Source organism: Streptomyces sp. SID13666 (assembly GCF_010548325.1).
In the GTDB taxonomy this organism is placed as follows: domain Bacteria; phylum Actinomycetota; class Actinomycetes; order Streptomycetales; family Streptomycetaceae; genus Actinacidiphila; species Actinacidiphila fildesensis.
The window spans coordinates 1-14,605 of the sequence record NZ_JAAGLX010000072.1 but is presented as its reverse complement, the minus strand read 5'-3'; the positions used below and the strand labels follow the sequence as shown (position 1 = coordinate 14,605).

The window sequence follows — 14,605 nt, the reverse complement described above, 5'->3', positions numbered from 1 at the left end:
GGGAGGGGGGTGGGGGGAAGTTTGAGTAGGTGTACTCATGTGGCGTGGGCCACAGTTGTTCAGGCTGGGGGCATGACGAATCCGATTCAGCAGCAGACGACGGCGGCGTACTTCGCGCAGGCGGCCATTTCGTTCGGGATCGCGCTGGGGAGCATGGGGCTGGGGGTGGCGTACCTGCCGGTCGGGGCTTGGGTGCGGGCGTTTCTGGGGGTGGGGCTGATGTATTTGGTGACCTCGGCGTTCACGCTGGCCAAGTGTGTGCGGGACCGGCAGGAGGTGGGGCAGGTGGTCAGCCGGGTGGATCAGGCGCGGCTGGACAAGCTGCTCGCGGAGCATGATCCGTTCCGGGTGGACGGGGTCTGAGGCCGGGCCGCCGCGGGCGGGCGGGCGTTTCCGGGGTGAGGGCCGGGGCAGACGCCCGTCCGACGAGGGAGGTCGGGCGTGGATGCTTCGATACGGCGGGCCAGGACTGCGGGCCGGGCCGCGGCAGGCGGTAGTGCGGTCGAGTGGGCGGCACGGTGGGGGATCGCCACGCGCGGCGTGATCTACGTACTGATCGGCGCGCTGGCGATCCAGGTCGCCTTGGGTGGGAACGGGAAGCAGGCCGACCGCGGCGGCGCTGTCGAGCAGATCGCCGGGCAGCCGTTCGGCAAGGTCATGGTGTGGGTGGTCGGGCTCGGGCTGGTGGGCATGGCGCTGTGGCGGCTGTCCGAGGCGCTCTTCGGGGCCGCCGGGCCCGACGGGCACAAGACGTCGAAGCGGCTCGCCTCGGGCGGGCGCTTCGTGTTCTACGGGCTGGCCGCGTATTCGGTGATCGCTTTCGCGCTGGCGAGGACCGCCTCCGAGGGCGCCAGCCAGGGCGGATCGAGCGACCAGCAGTCGAAGGACTGGACGGCGAAGGTGCTGGACCTGCCCCTGGGCCAGTGGCTGGTGGGCATCGCCGGGGTGGCGCTCGCCGCGGCCGGTCTGTGGATCGTGGTCCGGGCCTGGCAGCGGAAGTTCCGTAAGCATCTGAAGGTCGGCGAGATGTCCCGGCGGACGCGTCAGGTGGTCGAGTTCCTGGGGGTCGCCGGCGGGGTCTGCCGGGGCGTCGTCTTCGCGACGGCCGGCGGGTTCGCCGTGGCGGCGGCCGTGAAGTACGACCCGGACCAGGCCAAGGGGCTCGACGACACGCTGCGGTCCTTCCGGGAGACGCCGGCCGGGCCCTGGCTCCTGGTGGCCATCGCGGTCGGGCTCGCCCTCTTCGGCGCGTTCTCGTTCGCCATGGCACGGTGGCGCAAGCTCTGACGAATGTCCTAGAGATATCGGACAGGCGTCCGGCCGATCTCCGATCGGCCTTCGCAGGTCTCTGAACTGCTGTGATCTGTATTTCGGCCCCTGGCTGCGACCCGGTGCGGGCTTCCGCACCGGGTCGCTTCTGCGTTCGCCGCCTGACCAAGGTGTACCTCTCGTGGCTGACGACCGTCAGTCTCAAGAGGGGGGTTCCAACCCTTCTCGCGGGCGATCCGTTGGCGGTTCGCGGCCGCCAGGATGGGCAGGAAGAGCCCGATACCCAGGGCGTCACCCAGGGAAGGACCCCGCCGCATGGCCACCAAGAAGCCCGTCGTCCTCGGACTCGCCGTCGGCGGCCTCGGCCTCCTCGTGGCGGCGGCGCTCACCATGCCGCAGGTTGTGGACTGGTACCAGGGGCGCCACCTGGCGGAGGCCGAGTACTCCTCGGGCAGCGAGGCAAAGAAGTCCCGGGACTCGGTTCCGCGCTGGCTGCCGGACGAGGCGACGGCCGTGAAGTACCGGATGTCGACCACGGGCGGCGACCGGCTGCTGAAGGCGACGCTCGCCGACGGGAAGCTGCCGGCGGGCTGCAAGCAGGGCGCGGGCAGCGGGCGGGCGCACCTCAGGGCCGACTGGTTCCCGAAGGGCACGGACAAGGAGGGGACCGCGGCGTGCGGGGCCTACAACGTGGTGCTCAAGGGCACCGATCTGTATGCCTGGCAGGACCACGCCGATTGGGTGAAGGCGAACCAGGCGGGCACCGACGCGCCGTAATCAGGCCGTACGGGGTGGAGATTTTCTGTTTGTGTCGGTATGTTCCGGGGCCATGCGGCCGAGGATTTCCGATGAGACACGCACTGGCCGTGGTCGGTGAGCTGGACTTCGCCGGTGGCAGCAATGACGAGGACGACGGCGGACTGCTGATGCCCGGCACCATCACCCGCACCAACACCTGCCCGGCCCTCCCACCGTGGATGCGGTGCCGGGGGCGGCGGCGGTGACGGTGGCGGAGACACCTGCTCAGGGTGTTTCCCGTGGGGCCGGGACCGGCGTACCTCCCGGCTCCGTCAGCACCTTCGGATCGGGTGCGCCAGGCGGAGCGGGCGCGACCGGCGGCTCCGGGGCGGGCGGGCGGACGTCGTCGCCGGTCTTCGGGCCGGCCGGGTCCGCGGGCCGGGCTCGCGTGCGGTTCGCGCGGCGGACGGCGTCGTCGGCGCTGTTCTGGGCGCCGAGCGAGCCGAAGTAGAAGCCTGCGACGGTGGCGAGCACCGTCATCAGCGACGTGACGATGGTCTTCCGCAGGTCGCCGGAGTCGCCGCCCGAGGAGAGCATCGCGACCGCCAGGGCGAAGCTGACGAGGGCGAGGATCAGTACGGCGATGATGCTGCGGGTCAGACCGCGCACCCCGCGCGGTTCGCGCAGGTCGCGCAGCAGTTCACGGACGTCGCTGCTCGTGGCCGCCTGGCCGATCAGCTCGTCGGTGAGCTGCTGGCGCCACGCGGTGGCCCGGCGGACGTCGATGATCAGGGGCAGCACCGCGATCACGGCGATGATGATGACGACCACCGCGATGAGAACGAAGGCCCATGGCCCCTTGAGGCCCGGAATCGGTTCGGCGGCAACAAATCCCACGCCCGTAAGTCCGTTCATCCGCATACCCGTTGCCCCTATACCCACCGTGACCGATCCAGTACCCCTGGTTCCCGGTGGGGGATGATCCCAGCGGCCGACATCAATCGTCAAGCGCCGCAAGGGAGTTGGTTCTCGGGGGCTGGTCTGGACCGGTCCGGTATGGACGGGACTGGTGCGCGGCGAAGTACGCGGCCAGGTCGGCGTCGAGCGGCGGGACGGTGCGCGGAGTGCCGCCGTCGCGGAGTGAGGCGGTGGCCTGGGCTCCGGCGGCGACCGCCATACGGGCCGCGACGGGTGAGGTGTCGGTGGGTCCGCCGTCGCGCGCGAAGCGCAGGAATTCGTCGATGAGGAGCGGGTCGGCGCCGCCGTGGAAGGCGTTGTCCTGGAGATCCGGGACGGGGTGGACGGCGTCGGCCTCCGGGCGGTGCCCGGAGCGGCGCGCGTTCCAGACCTTGACCACCGCTCCGGGCCCGTCGCCGAAGTTCTCCAGACGGCCGGCATCGCCGATGACGGTGTAGTTGCGCCAGTAGTCGGGGGTGAAGTGGCACTGCTGGTAGGCGGCGAGGACGCCGTTGTCGAGGCGCAGATTGACGAGCGACACGTCCTCGACGTCGATCACGGGGTTGAGATCCCGCTGGGAGCGCGGCGGCCAGTTGTCGTCGTCGAGCCAGCCGGCGGCCTTGGGCTCGCCAGGGGCGCGGCGGTCGGCGTCCGGCGCGCCGTAGACCATGAGGTCGCCGAGCGCCTGGACCTGGCGGGTGTACCCGCCGGCGAGCCAGTGCAGGACGTCGAGGTCGTGCGCGGCCTTCTGCAGCAGCAGACCGGTGGTGTACCGGCGCTCGGCGTGCCAGTCCTTGAAGTAGAAGTCGCCGCCGTGACCGACGAAGTGCCGTACCCAGACGGTCTTGACCTCGCCGATGTCCCCGCGGGTGATGAGGTCGCGCATGAGCCGGACGACGGGCATGTGCCGCATGTTGTGGCCGACATAGAGGCGGGTGCCGGTCTCGTACGCCGTGCGCAGGATCGCGTCGCAGCGCTCGACGGTGATGTCCAGCGGCTTCTCGACGAGGACGGGCTTGCCGGCGCGCAGCGCCTCGCACGCGAGGTCGGCGTGGGTGTGGTCGGGCGTGAGGACGAGTACCGCGTCGATGTCGGCGGAGCCGAGGATCGCACGGTGGTCGTCGGTCACGGCCGCGCCCGGGAAGCGGGTTGCCGCCTCGGCGCGGACGGCGGGGTCGAGGTCGGCGACGGCGGTGACGCGCGCTCCCGCCCCGGGCCGGTGCGCGGTTTCGGCGAGGCTGCCGCGCAGGCCCAGTCCGATGACGCCGATGCGGAGGTCGTCGTCCGGCCGCTGGGGCAGCGTGGGAGCGCTTGCGGGATGCGGGGCGCCGGCGCCCGGGGCGCTTGCAGGATGCATGGCGGGAGCCGGGGCGTTCGCGGGATGGGCGCCGCAGGCCGGACCGCCCGGCGGCTGGGAACTGGTCATGGGCGGTCCCTTCGGAAGGCGCCCCGCGCGAGCCGGGCAGGAACGGGAGCGACGGGAGGAGCGAGAACGGAAGGAGCGAGAACGGAAGGACAGACGAAGGACAGACCCACTTTCCGACCGCGATCCGCAGTCGGTGAATAGGGTTGGCCTCAACCTAGTAACCGCTTACTATCTCGGTCAACACCTCACCTCGGAGCTGATGTGACCTTGCCCCCGTTCCTCACGCTGCCCCCCACCGACCGCGTGCGTTCACCCCGCACCGGCTGGACCCGCGCGCACTGGGAGGCGGTGGCGGACCGGATGCTCGACGGGCTGGTGCCGTACGCCTCCCCCGGCTTCGCGCAGTACCGGCTGCCCGGCCGCAACAGCTGGTCGGGGGTGGTGTCCGACGGGCTGGAGGGCTATGCGCGCTCCTTCCTGCTGGCCGCGTTCCGGATCGCGGGGGCCGGCGGCGAGGTGGACGCGCGGCTCATCGAGCGGTACGCCGCCGGGCTCGCGGCCGGTACCGATCCGGACAGCGGTGAGACCTGGCCCGCGCTGACCGACTGCTCGCAGCAGATGGTCGAGGCGGCGTCGGTGGCGATCGCGCTGCACGAGACGCGCCCGTGGATATGGGACCGGCTCGACGAACGGGTCCAGGCGCGGGTCGTCGACTGGTTCTCCGGTTTCGTCGGGCACCGCACCCACGACAACAACTGGCGGCTCTTCCAGGTGGTGTCCGAACAGTTCCTGGCTTCCGTCGGCGCGCCGTTCAGCCAGTCCGACATCGACGGCGGGCTGGACCGTATCGAGGACTGGTACGTCGGCGACGGCTGGTACAGCGACGGGGACGGCCGCAACTTCGACTACTACATCGGCTGGGCGATGCATCTGTACCCACTGCTGTGGGCGCGGATCGCGGGTGAACCGGACGGCGGGCGCGCCAAGGTCTACAAGGAACGGCTGTCCCAGTTCCTGGCGACCTACCCGCACTTCTTTAGCGCCGACGGCGCCCCGGTCCACCAGGGACGTTCGCTGACGTACCGATTCGCCTCCGTCGCCCCGGTGTGGATGGGGGCGCTCACCGACGCGACCCCGCTGGAGCCGGGGGTGACGCGGCGGCTCGCCTCCGGGGTGCTGCGGCACTTCGTGGAGCGCGGGGTGCCCGACGAGCGCGGGCTGCTGTCGCTCGGCTGGCACGAGCCGTTCCTTCCCACCACACAGGGGTACTCGGGCCCCGGGTCCCCGTACTGGGCGAGCAAGGGCTTCCTGGGACTGCTGCTGCCCGCCGACCACCCCGTGTGGACCGAGCGGGAGCTCGCGCTCCCGGTCGAGGAGGCCGACCAGTACACGGCGCTGCCCGCACCCGGCTGGCTGCTGCACGGCACGAAGCACGACGGGATCGTCCGGCTGGTCAACCACGGCAGCGACCACTACGGCTTCGAACCGTCCGGCGGCGCGGACGACCCGCACTACGCCCAGCTCGGCTACACCACGCACACCGCGCCGAACGCCGCCCCGCACGCCTGGCGGCACCGTGTCGACAGCCACCTCGCGCTGGTCTCCCCCGACGGCACGCCCTCCCACCGGGGACGGATCCACCCGCTGACGGCGGCGGGCCGGACCGCGTCCTCCTGGCACACCGTCACTTTCCCGGCAGGCGACGGCGCCCCGGCCGACGGCGGATCCGGTTCCGGGTCCGGAACCGGGTCCGGAACCGGTTCTGCCGCCCACGATCCCGGAACGGACCCGGGTACCGCGGAGTACCGGATCGAGACGACGAGCGTTCTGCACGGGCCGTGGGAAGTGCGCGTGCACCGCGTCGAAGCCCCGGCCGGGGTGACGGTCCGGGAGGGCGGTTACGCGGTCGCGGGGACCGAGCCGCCACGGGGCGAGAGCGGCCGGGGGTGGGCGTGTGCCCGTACCGCGGACGGCCTCTCCAGCGCGCTGGTCGGTCTGTACGGCTGGGACGAGGACGGCGACGGGTCCGCCGCGGTGCACCGTGAGGTGGAGGCGAACGCGTTCGGCCCGCACTCGGCCACCCCGTGCCTGAGCTCCGGACCGCACCCCGGCGGGAGTAGCGTCCACGTCACCCTCGTCGCGCTGTCGGGCGACACGGTCCATCCGCGGGCGCTGCGCGAAGCGGTCGCCGTGACCGTCCTCGAGGGTGACGGCGGCGACGGCGTACGTGTCTCGTTCCCCGACGGAACGGCGCTCACGGTCTGACCCGCCATCCACCCCACCCCGTCCTTCCCACCCCGTCCGGCTCGGCCGCCCGGCCCGCCGATTTCACCATCGGGTTCCGCTGCCGCCGACCGAGGGGGCAGGCTGGCCCTGTGCCCTCGGTTCGGCGGTCGGCGGTCGGCGGTCGGCGGTCGGCGGTCGGCGGGGGCCATGCCGGTCGGCGCGGGGGTCCATGCCCCGGGTCGTGCATGTCCGTTGTCATTGATGTCGATGATGTCGAAGTCCGGTGTCGTCCAGGTGAGGAGCAACTCCCATGCACGAGGCGCTGCGTCCCGCGGCTGTCCCCTACTACGAGGACCCCTCCCCCGGCAGCGGCGCGTTGCCGCCGCGGGCCTGGTGGAGTACGTCGGACGCGCGGTACGTGAGTCTGAACGGGGCGTGGCGGTTCCGGCTGTCGGGGACCGCCGACGCGCACGGTGACGACTTCGCCCGGCCGGAGTTCGACGCCACCCGCTGGGATCTGCTGCCGGTGCCCGCGCACTGGCCGCTGCAGGGACACGGTTCGCCCGCGTACACGAACGTGGTGTACCCGTTCCCCGTCGATCCGCCGCGGGTTCCGACCGAGAACCCGACGGGCGACCACCGGCGCTCCTTCGATCTGCCGGACGACTGGCCGGGAGGGGCGGCGCTGCTGCGCTTCGACGGTGTGGAGTCGTGCGCGCGGGTGTGGCTCAACGGTGCGGAGCTGGGCACGTTCAAGGGCAGCCGGCTGCCGGTGGAGTTCGAGGTCGGGGAGCTGCTGCGGCCGCGCGGGAACGTGCTGGCGGTACGCGTCCACCAATGGTCGTCCGGCAGTTATCTGGAGGACCAGGACATGTGGTGGCTCCCGGGGATCTTCCGGGAGGTGACGCTGATCGAGCGGCCGGAGGGATCGGTCGCGGACTTCTTCGTGCATGCCGACTACGACCACACCACCGGCACCGGAACGCTGCGCGTCGACTGCGAGCCCGGCGGCAGCGTCAGCGTCCCGGAGCTCGGCCTGGATCTGGCGACCGGGGAGAGCGCGACCGTGCCCGTCGAGCCGTGGTCCGCCGAGATACCGCGCCTGTACGACGCCGAACTGGCCACGGAGGGCGAGCGGATCCCGCTCAGGATCGGCTTCCGGACGGTGGCCGTCGAGGACGGGGTGTTCAAGGTCAACGGCCGCCGGATCCTCCTGCGGGGCGTCAACCGGCACGAGTTCCACCCCGACCACGGCCGGGTACTGGATCTGGAGACGATGCGGCAGGACCTGGTGCTGATGAAGCGGCACAACATCAACGCCGTCCGCACCAGCCACTACCCGCCGCATCCGGCTTTTCTGGACCTCTGCGACGAGTTGGGGATGTGGATCGTCGACGAGTGCGATCTGGAGACCCACGGCTTCGAAGTGATCGGCTGGCGCGGCAATCCGGTCGACGACGAGCGCTGGACGCCCGCGCTGCTGGACCGGGCCGCGCGCATGGTCGAGCGCGACAAGAACCATCCGTCCGTCGTGATGTGGTCGCTCGGCAACGAGTGCGGGACCGGTCGGGGGCTGTCGGCGATGGCGTCGTGGATCCGCGACCGCGATCCGGACCGTCCGATCCACTACGAGGGCGATCCGTCCTGCGCGGACACCGATGTGTACTCACGGATGTACGCCGACCACGCCGAAGTCGAACTCATCGGGCGCCGCACCGAACTACCCCTCCCTGATGCCCAGTTGGATGCGAAGCGCCGCGCCCTGCCGTTCCTTCTGTGCGAGTACGCGCACGCCATGGGCAACGGTCCCGGCGGGCTGAGCGAGTACCAGCGGCTCTTCGAGGCGCACGAGCGCTGCCAGGGCGGATTCGTCTGGGAGTGGATCGACCACGGGCTGCGGCAGCGCACCCGCTCCGGTGTGGAGTTCTTCGCCTACGGCGGCGACTTCGGCGAGGAACTGCACGACGGCAACTTCGTCTGCGACGGGCTGGTGTTCCCCGACCGCACTCCCTCTCCCGGTCTGATCGAGTACAAGAAGGTCATCGAGCCGGTCAGGATCGACGGGGACGGCGCGGCCGGCATCGTCCGGATCACCAACGGGTACGACTTCGCCGATCTGTCGTCGCTGTCCTTCCGGTGGACGTACGAGGTGGAGGGCGAGGCAGTCGACTCCGGTGATCTGGAGGTCCCGGCGCTCGCACCCGGCGCGACTGCGGAGCTGAAGCTGCCCCGGGCACCCGGCGGCGGGTCCGGCTCACCGGCAGGTGAAGGTGAAGCCTGGTGGACGGTGCGGGCGGCGCTGGCCGACGACACCGGCTGGGCACCGGCCGGGCACGAGGTGGCCTGGGGCCAGTTCGCCGCAGCGGCACCCGCGGCCCCCACAACCCCGACCACCGAGGCCCCGGCCTCAGCGGCCCCGGCCGAAGCCGCCCATAGCGAAGCCGCACGCATCAAGACGCCGCGCCGCGCCGAGGGCGGTGTCGTGCTGCTCGGGCCCGGCACGTTCGACGCCGTCACCGGCGCGCTCAAGTACCTGGACCACTTCCAGATCGCCGGAGCGCCGCGGCTGGACGTGTGGCGTGCACCGACCGACAACGACGCGGGTTCCGGCCGGCACCCCGACATCCAGCTGGACCGGCGGTGGCGGGAGGCGGGCCTGCACCGGATGCGACACCGGCTCGACGGGGTCACCATCGGCGCCGACGCACTGACCGTCACCACCCGGGTCGCACCGGCGGCCGGGGACCTGGGCCTGCGCACCGTCTTCACCTGGACCGCGACCGACGATCGGCTGCGGCTCACCGTGGACGTCACCCCGGAGGGCGAGTGGACCGTCCCGCTGCCGCGGATCGGGCTGCGCCTGGGCGTCTGCGGCAGCCTCAACGGCGTCGAATGGTTCGGCGGCGGTCCCGGCGAGGCGTATCCCGACACCCGGGCCGCGTCCCGGATCGGGCGGTACACGAGCACCGTCGACGCGCTGCAGACGCCTTACGTCAGGCCGCAGGAGAACGGCGCGCGGGCCGATGTCCGCTGGGCGCGGCTGCGCCGCGAGGACGGGCAGGGGCTGCTGATCACCGGCGACCCGGACTTCTGGTTCACCGCGCGGCGCTGGACCGGGGAGCAGCTCGACACGGCCGAGCACACCTACGACCTCACGCCGTCCGAGACGATCTGGCTCAATCTGGACCATGGGCAGCAAGGCATCGGCAGCGGGTCCTGCGGGCCCGGGGCCCTGCCGCAGTACTGGCTCACCGCTGCCCCGGTGACCTTCTCCTTCACGTTCGGCGCCCTGGAGACCACATGATCCGGCCCTACCGCCCCACGGACCTGCCCGCGCTCTACGACATCTGCGTACGCACCGGCCAGGAGGGCGAGGACGCCCGGCCGTACTATCCCGACCACGATCTGCTGGGGACGATCTTCGCGGCCCCGTACGCGCGGCTGGAGCCGGAGCTGACCTTCGTGGTCGACGACGGGCAGGGCAGCGCGGTCGGCTACATCCTGGGGACGGCCGACACCGCCGCCTTCGTGAAACGGTTCCGCAGCGAATGGCTGCCGGAGGTGGCGGACCGCTACCCGGAGCTCACCGGTCCGGTGCCGGCCACCCCGCACGGAACGATGGTCGACCTGCTGCACCGCCCGGAGCGGATGCTCGTGCCGGAGCTGGCGCCGTATCCGGCACATCTGCACATCGATCTGCTCCCCGGCCACCAGGGGGCGGGCCACGGGCGGGCGCTGATGGAGACGTTCCTCGGAGCGCTGGCCGCGGCGGGCGTCGGGTCGGTCCATCTGGGGATGGCCACGGCGAACGTCCGGGCCCGGTACTTCTACGACCGCATGGGCTTCCATGAGATCGCGGTACCGGACCCGGGGCCGCTCACCTACCTGGGACGCGCCACCTCGTAGTCCTCGGCACCGTCGGCACCGCCCGTGTCGTCAGCACCATTGGTCGCGGTGTCCGAGGCCTCGGATACGGCATTCGAGGCGTCCGGTGCCGCGTCGGCGGCCGGAGTCGCGTACTGCGGCCAGCCGCCCGCCGGCGGTACGGCGACCGAGCGCCACCACCAGTCGTCCGGGAGGTCGGCCGAGGGCTCGAACGGCGCGCCGGGACGCGGGGTGGCGATCTTCGCACCCAGCTCCCTGGCCGCCGCGAGCGTGCCCTCGGCGGGGTCGGCCCACGGGTGCGGGGCGAGGTTGAACGTGCCCCAGTGGATCGGCAGCATCGCTCCGTGGGGCGTGCCGCCGGACAGGTCCACGTGCGCCTGCATGCCTTCTGCGGGCGTCATGTGGATGTCGGGCCAGAACTCGCTGTAGGCGCCGATCTGGATCATCGTCGCGTCGAACGGGCCGTGCTGCGCGCCGATCTCGGCGAAGCCGGGGAAGTACCCCGTGTCGCCGCTGTGATAGATCCGGTGGTCACCGCTCGCCACCACCCAGGACGCCCACAGGGTCTGCTGGCGGCCGCGCAGGCCGCGGCCGCAGAAGTGCCGGGCCGGGGTCGCGGTCAGGGTCAGACCGTCCACCTCGGTCGACTCGTTCCAGTCCAGTTCGTGCAGCCGCTTGGGGTCGATGCCCCAGTGCTCCAGGTGGGCGCCGACGCCGAGCGGAACGGCGAAGACGGTGTCCGTGCCGACCAGCGCCTGGATGGTGGGCATGTCGAGGTGGTCGTAGTGGTCGTGCGAGATGACCACCACGTCCACCGTGCCGAGCGACTTCAACGGGACCGGCACCGGGTGCACCCGCTTGGGCCCGGCGAAGGCGAACGGCGAGCAGCGGTCACCCCACACCGGGTCGAAGAGCACCCGGCGGCCCTCGATCTCGGCCAGCACCGTCGAGTGGCCCATCCAGGTCAGCCGCAGCCCCGACGCCGGCGGCGCCGCCAGGTCGGCGAGCGTCGTCGGATGGACCGGCACGGGGGCGGCGGGCCTGCGCAGCGCCCGCGCCTCCTTGCGCATGTTGCCGGGCAGCGCCTTGAGCAGACCCCCGCTGGGCGTGGAGCGGGCACCCACCGGGTTCTGGAAGACGCCGTCGGCGTAGTTGGGTGACGCGAGGATCCGCTCCAGTCGCGCGCCGACCGGATCGGCGCCGAAAGCAGCAGGTCGCAGTGCGGTGAGGCGGGAACCGGTCACGGCACCTCCAGCAGGTGGGCGGTCAGTCGATGTCACCCTGCCAATTCTGCCTTGTCAGGCGTCCGTCCCGAAGCGGCGGCTCCCGCTCACCGACCACACATCGGTGATCAGGCCGCCGGAAACGGCCAGAGTGTCGATGCCGCTCACCGTGATCTCACCCGCGCCGTCCGGATCGGGACGGGTGGCGCTCCAGCGGCAGCAGACCTGGCCGGCCGGGCCGCCGCCGGCCGTGGCGGTGAGGTCCACGAGCGGAACGCCGTGCATGCGGTAGACCAAGCCTGGCTTGGCTTCACGGTGGGCGACGACGAACGGGACGAGTCCTCCGGGGCCGCGCAGGGCGTCGGTGTCCGCCTGCGGAATGGCGTTGCCGAAGTGGATACGGAAACCGGGGGTGAGGATGCGGTCGGCGATGGCGAGGTCGCCGTTCCACACGTCCGTCCAGTCCTCGAAGAGTCCGGTGCCGAGCTGACGGAAATCGGTGCCGGTGGTGTCGATGGTTCCATTGGTGCCGGCGGTCTCAGTGGTGCTGGTGTGCAGGTCGACGGTCATGTCCGTGCCTTCCTTCTCGGTGTGATCACCATCTTCGAAGGGGCCGGCGACACCGTCCTGTCGGTGTTTACGACGTGCGTCTACGACGTGCGTTGACGAGGTTGCGCTGACGAAGTGCCGCCGGACTTTCCGGGAAGAGCGTCGACCAGGTCCGCGAAGCCCTCGAGACCGATCAGCTCCCAGCCCAGCGCATCCAGCTCCGTGCGGTCGATCCGGCGCGGCGGCGCCGTCTCGTCCAGCGCCCGCACCGCCTGGATCCGGTCCATCCGGAACCCGCGCACCGCCCCACGCAGCCGGCACCAGGCGATGAGGTACCACTGCTCGCCGCCGAGGAACCCGAGCGGCTCCACCAGCCGCTCGCTGGCCACGCCCTCCCGGTCCTCGTACGCGAGCCGCAGCACGCGGCGGCTGGCGAGCGCGTCCTGCAGGACGCGTGGAACGGTGACGCGCCGTTCGTCCCGGGCCAGTACGTGCACGCGGTCGGCGAACTCGCCGGTCGCGGCGCGCTCCCGGGCGGGCATGACGGCCAGCACCTTCTGCAGCGCGCTGCGCGCGGCTCCGGCGAAGGGCGTGCCGTCCAGCGCGTGCAGACCCACCGCGAGGGCGGTCGCCTCCGCGGGGGTGATGGTCAGCGGCGGGAGCGTCTGCTCCTTGTCCAGGACGTATCCGCCGGTGCGGCCCAGTTCCGCGTAGATCGGCACGCCGGACTGCTGCAGCGCGCTCAGGTCGCGTTCGATGGTGCGGCTGCTCACCTCGAAGCGCTCCGCGAGCCACCGGGCGCTGCGCGGGCGGGGTGCGACCGCGCGCAACTCCTCGACCAGGGCGTACAGCCGGTCGGTCCGGTTCACAGCGTGCCGCCTCGGCTCGGAGGTGTCATTCCACCACCGGACCGTAGGTCAGCGCGACATGGTCCTGCACCGGCAGGTAGCCAAGCCGCCGGTAGAGCGCGTTGCTGGTGGGGTTGGCGAGGTCGGTGAAGAGCAGCACCTCGTCCACTCCCGCGTCGCGAGCTGCCCCGCTGACCGCGGCGGTCACCCCGGCCGCGTAGCCGCGGCCCCGGTGCCCCGGCGGGGTGTAGACGGCGACGACGCGGACCATCCCCGCGAGCGGACGGGTGATTCCGGCCATCGCCACGGGAGCGCCGTCGACCTCCCACACCGTGACGCCGCCATGGCTGAGGCGGTCGTCGACGAACGTGTCGGCGTTCAGGCCCTGCTCCTCGATCTCGGCGGCGAAGGCCTCGTACCACTCCACCAACAGCTCCCGGTCGCCCGTACCCGCGGTTCTGGCGCGGCCGGCCGGGGCGGGTTCCGGCGGTGCCAGCTCTCCGAGCCGGAACAGCCGCAGGTTCTTGTCGAGTTCGGCCGCAACTCCGGTACGGGACCGCCAGGCATCGGCGAAGGCCACGGCCGTGTCCCGTTCCCCCCGGATGCCGGTCAGCGCGCGCCCCATCCCGTCCCACACGCCCGCCAGCTCCGCGAGGGCCTGCGGCGGCGCCTCGGTCAGGAGCGGCGGCATCGGCGAGGTCTGCAGGAAGGCGGCGGCGACGGTCCCGCCGGCGTCCTGCCACCAGCCGAACAGCGGCGGGGTCTCCCCGTACGCGTCGAGGCCGCGGTGCCGCAGCCCTTCGGCGACGGTGATCAGTACGGTGTTCTCGACCGCGCGTGCCCGCAGGAAGCCGCTCGCGGCCGTCAGGAACGCGTCGAGATCGTGTGTCGTGTGCCAGCTCATGCCGCATCCTGCCCCGCGTGCCACCTCCCCCGCACCCCGTTTTCATGGCGCCGCGCGGTGGCAGATCTTCCGCCACGACTATCAAACGTGCAGGTCAAGGGCGTTCACACCGGCCGATTGGTGGCGCAACACAACGGCAGCACCACTTCGACCCGACCCTCGGTATGGTCCCTGGGAACGCGGCGCACCGACGCCACGGCCACCGAACCGCAGACCCCAGCCCGCAAACCTCAGACCGGAGAGCCCGATGCCCGCCGAGCGCACCCGTGAGCACACCGCACCGGTGGCCGCCGCGCGCCGCCGCCGGTTACGGGCGGACCAACGTTGCGCTGTTCGGCGGCACGCTGGACGCCCGGGGATCGAGGTGCGGATCAAGACCGTCCGCGCCCTGCTGTCGGTCGACGCCGTCGACGTCCTGGCGCGCGCCGCCGCCGATCCCTCCCGCGAGGTGCGGGTCGCGGTGGCCAAGGGCCTGGGGACGGCCGACGGCGCGCTGCCCACGCTGAAGGGGCTGATCCAGGACGGGGATCCGCTGGTACGGGCCGCCGCCCTGGAGGCGCTGGCGGGGGCGGGCTGCCCGCCGCCGCTGGACTCGGCGGCGGCCGCCCTCGACGACCCGGCCTGGCAGGTCCGCCGGGGC

Annotated in this window: 14 protein-coding genes; 8 read left to right on the top strand and 6 right to left on the bottom strand. The window is 72.0% G+C overall.

What is annotated here, in order from left to right:
* The first annotated feature begins 72 nt into the window (after nucleotides 1–72).
* From G3I60_RS41385 to G3I60_RS41370, 4 genes are all read left to right on the top strand, one after another.
* Nucleotides 73–363 carry a YiaA/YiaB family inner membrane protein gene (locus G3I60_RS41385; RefSeq protein ID WP_138358286.1) on the top strand — a complete coding sequence of 97 codons (291 nt, stop codon included), beginning with the start codon at nucleotides 73–75 and terminating at the stop codon, nucleotides 361–363.
* A 78-nt stretch (nucleotides 364–441) separates the two neighbouring features.
* Nucleotides 442–1,287: a DUF1206 domain-containing protein gene (locus G3I60_RS41380; protein WP_343241882.1), complete on the top strand. Its 846-nt coding sequence runs from the start codon at nucleotides 442–444 to the stop codon at nucleotides 1,285–1,287.
* Between the two features lie 297 nt (nucleotides 1,288–1,584).
* On the top strand, nucleotides 1,585–2,046 hold the full coding sequence (locus tag G3I60_RS41375; RefSeq protein ID WP_138358284.1) for a hypothetical protein: 462 nt from the start codon (nucleotides 1,585–1,587) through the stop codon (nucleotides 2,044–2,046).
* 71 nt (nucleotides 2,047–2,117) lie between these two features.
* Complete coding sequence (locus tag G3I60_RS41370) at nucleotides 2,118–2,273, top strand: hypothetical protein (protein WP_164299301.1); 156 nt, start codon at nucleotides 2,118–2,120, stop codon at nucleotides 2,271–2,273.
* 19 nt (nucleotides 2,274–2,292) lie between these two features.
* Here the strand turns inward: G3I60_RS41370 and G3I60_RS41365 are convergent, their stop codons facing one another.
* Both G3I60_RS41365 and G3I60_RS41360 read right to left on the bottom strand, forming a co-directional pair.
* Entirely contained in the window at nucleotides 2,293–2,904 is a 612-nt protein-coding gene (locus G3I60_RS41365; protein ID WP_164299303.1) for a hypothetical protein, read from the bottom strand.
* 100 nt (nucleotides 2,905–3,004) lie between these two features.
* Nucleotides 3,005–4,390, bottom strand: a complete 1,386-nt coding sequence (locus G3I60_RS41360; RefSeq protein ID WP_239070943.1) for a Gfo/Idh/MocA family protein — start codon at nucleotides 4,388–4,390, stop codon at nucleotides 3,005–3,007.
* 201 nt (nucleotides 4,391–4,591) lie between these two features.
* Between G3I60_RS41360 and G3I60_RS41355 the strand changes: the two genes are divergently transcribed.
* The 3 genes from G3I60_RS41355 (at nucleotide 4,592) to G3I60_RS41345 (ending at nucleotide 10,462) form a co-directional block, all read left to right on the top strand.
* A complete protein-coding gene (locus G3I60_RS41355; protein WP_164299304.1) occupies nucleotides 4,592–6,595 on the top strand; it encodes a DUF2264 domain-containing protein in 2,004 nt (667 codons plus the stop codon).
* A 271-nt stretch (nucleotides 6,596–6,866) separates the two neighbouring features.
* Nucleotides 6,867–9,860, top strand: coding sequence for a glycoside hydrolase family 2 TIM barrel-domain containing protein (locus tag G3I60_RS41350; protein WP_164299306.1), 2,994 nt, complete (start codon nucleotides 6,867–6,869; stop codon nucleotides 9,858–9,860).
* Nucleotides 9,857–10,462, top strand: coding sequence for a GNAT family N-acetyltransferase (locus tag G3I60_RS41345; protein WP_138358276.1), 606 nt, complete (start codon nucleotides 9,857–9,859; stop codon nucleotides 10,460–10,462). The genes G3I60_RS41350 and G3I60_RS41345 overlap by 4 nt, the downstream gene beginning before the upstream one ends.
* On the opposite strand, the gene G3I60_RS41340 is transcribed toward G3I60_RS41345, so the two are convergent.
* The 4 genes from G3I60_RS41340 to G3I60_RS41325 form a co-directional block, all read right to left on the bottom strand.
* Entirely contained in the window at nucleotides 10,438–11,685 is a 1,248-nt protein-coding gene (locus G3I60_RS41340) for an MBL fold metallo-hydrolase (protein WP_164299308.1), read from the bottom strand. The two genes, G3I60_RS41345 and G3I60_RS41340, sit on opposite strands and share 25 nt — an antisense overlap.
* Before the next feature lie 54 nt (nucleotides 11,686–11,739).
* Nucleotides 11,740–12,234 carry a nuclear transport factor 2 family protein gene (locus tag G3I60_RS41335; RefSeq protein WP_164299310.1) on the bottom strand — a complete coding sequence of 165 codons (495 nt, stop codon included), beginning with the start codon at nucleotides 12,232–12,234 and terminating at the stop codon, nucleotides 11,740–11,742.
* 80 nt (nucleotides 12,235–12,314) lie between these two features.
* Nucleotides 12,315–13,082, bottom strand: a complete 768-nt coding sequence (locus tag G3I60_RS41330; protein WP_164608471.1) for a YafY family protein — start codon at nucleotides 13,080–13,082, stop codon at nucleotides 12,315–12,317.
* A gap of 25 nt (nucleotides 13,083–13,107) precedes the next feature.
* Entirely contained in the window at nucleotides 13,108–13,965 is an 858-nt protein-coding gene (locus G3I60_RS41325) for a GNAT family N-acetyltransferase (RefSeq protein ID WP_164299314.1), read from the bottom strand.
* A 247-nt stretch (nucleotides 13,966–14,212) separates the two neighbouring features.
* Here G3I60_RS41325 and G3I60_RS44850 point away from each other — a divergent pair.
* A partial coding sequence (locus G3I60_RS44850; RefSeq protein ID WP_203675145.1) for a HEAT repeat domain-containing protein occupies nucleotides 14,213–14,605 on the top strand: 393 nt, incomplete at its 3' end.

What these genes read in the sequence shown, in the direction of transcription:
- G3I60_RS41385 (WP_138358286.1), top strand. Translation starts at nt 73, where the DNA reads ATGACGAATCCGATTCAGCAGCAGACGACGGCGGCGTACTTCGCGCAG.
- G3I60_RS41345 (WP_138358276.1), top strand. Translation starts at nt 9,857, where the DNA reads ATGATCCGGCCCTACCGCCCCACGGACCTGCCCGCGCTCTACGACATC.
- G3I60_RS41350 (WP_164299306.1), top strand. Translation starts at nt 6,867, where the DNA reads ATGCACGAGGCGCTGCGTCCCGCGGCTGTCCCCTACTACGAGGACCCC.
- G3I60_RS41370 (WP_164299301.1), top strand. Translation starts at nt 2,118, where the DNA reads ATGAGACACGCACTGGCCGTGGTCGGTGAGCTGGACTTCGCCGGTGGC.
- G3I60_RS41335 (WP_164299310.1), bottom strand. Translation starts at nt 12,234, where the DNA reads ATGACCGTCGACCTGCACACCAGCACCACTGAGACCGCCGGCACCAAT.
- G3I60_RS41325 (WP_164299314.1), bottom strand. Translation starts at nt 13,965, where the DNA reads ATGAGCTGGCACACGACACACGATCTCGACGCGTTCCTGACGGCCGCG.
- G3I60_RS41375 (WP_138358284.1), top strand. Translation starts at nt 1,585, where the DNA reads ATGGCCACCAAGAAGCCCGTCGTCCTCGGACTCGCCGTCGGCGGCCTC.
- G3I60_RS41360 (WP_239070943.1), bottom strand. Translation starts at nt 4,390, where the DNA reads ATGACCAGTTCCCAGCCGCCGGGCGGTCCGGCCTGCGGCGCCCATCCC.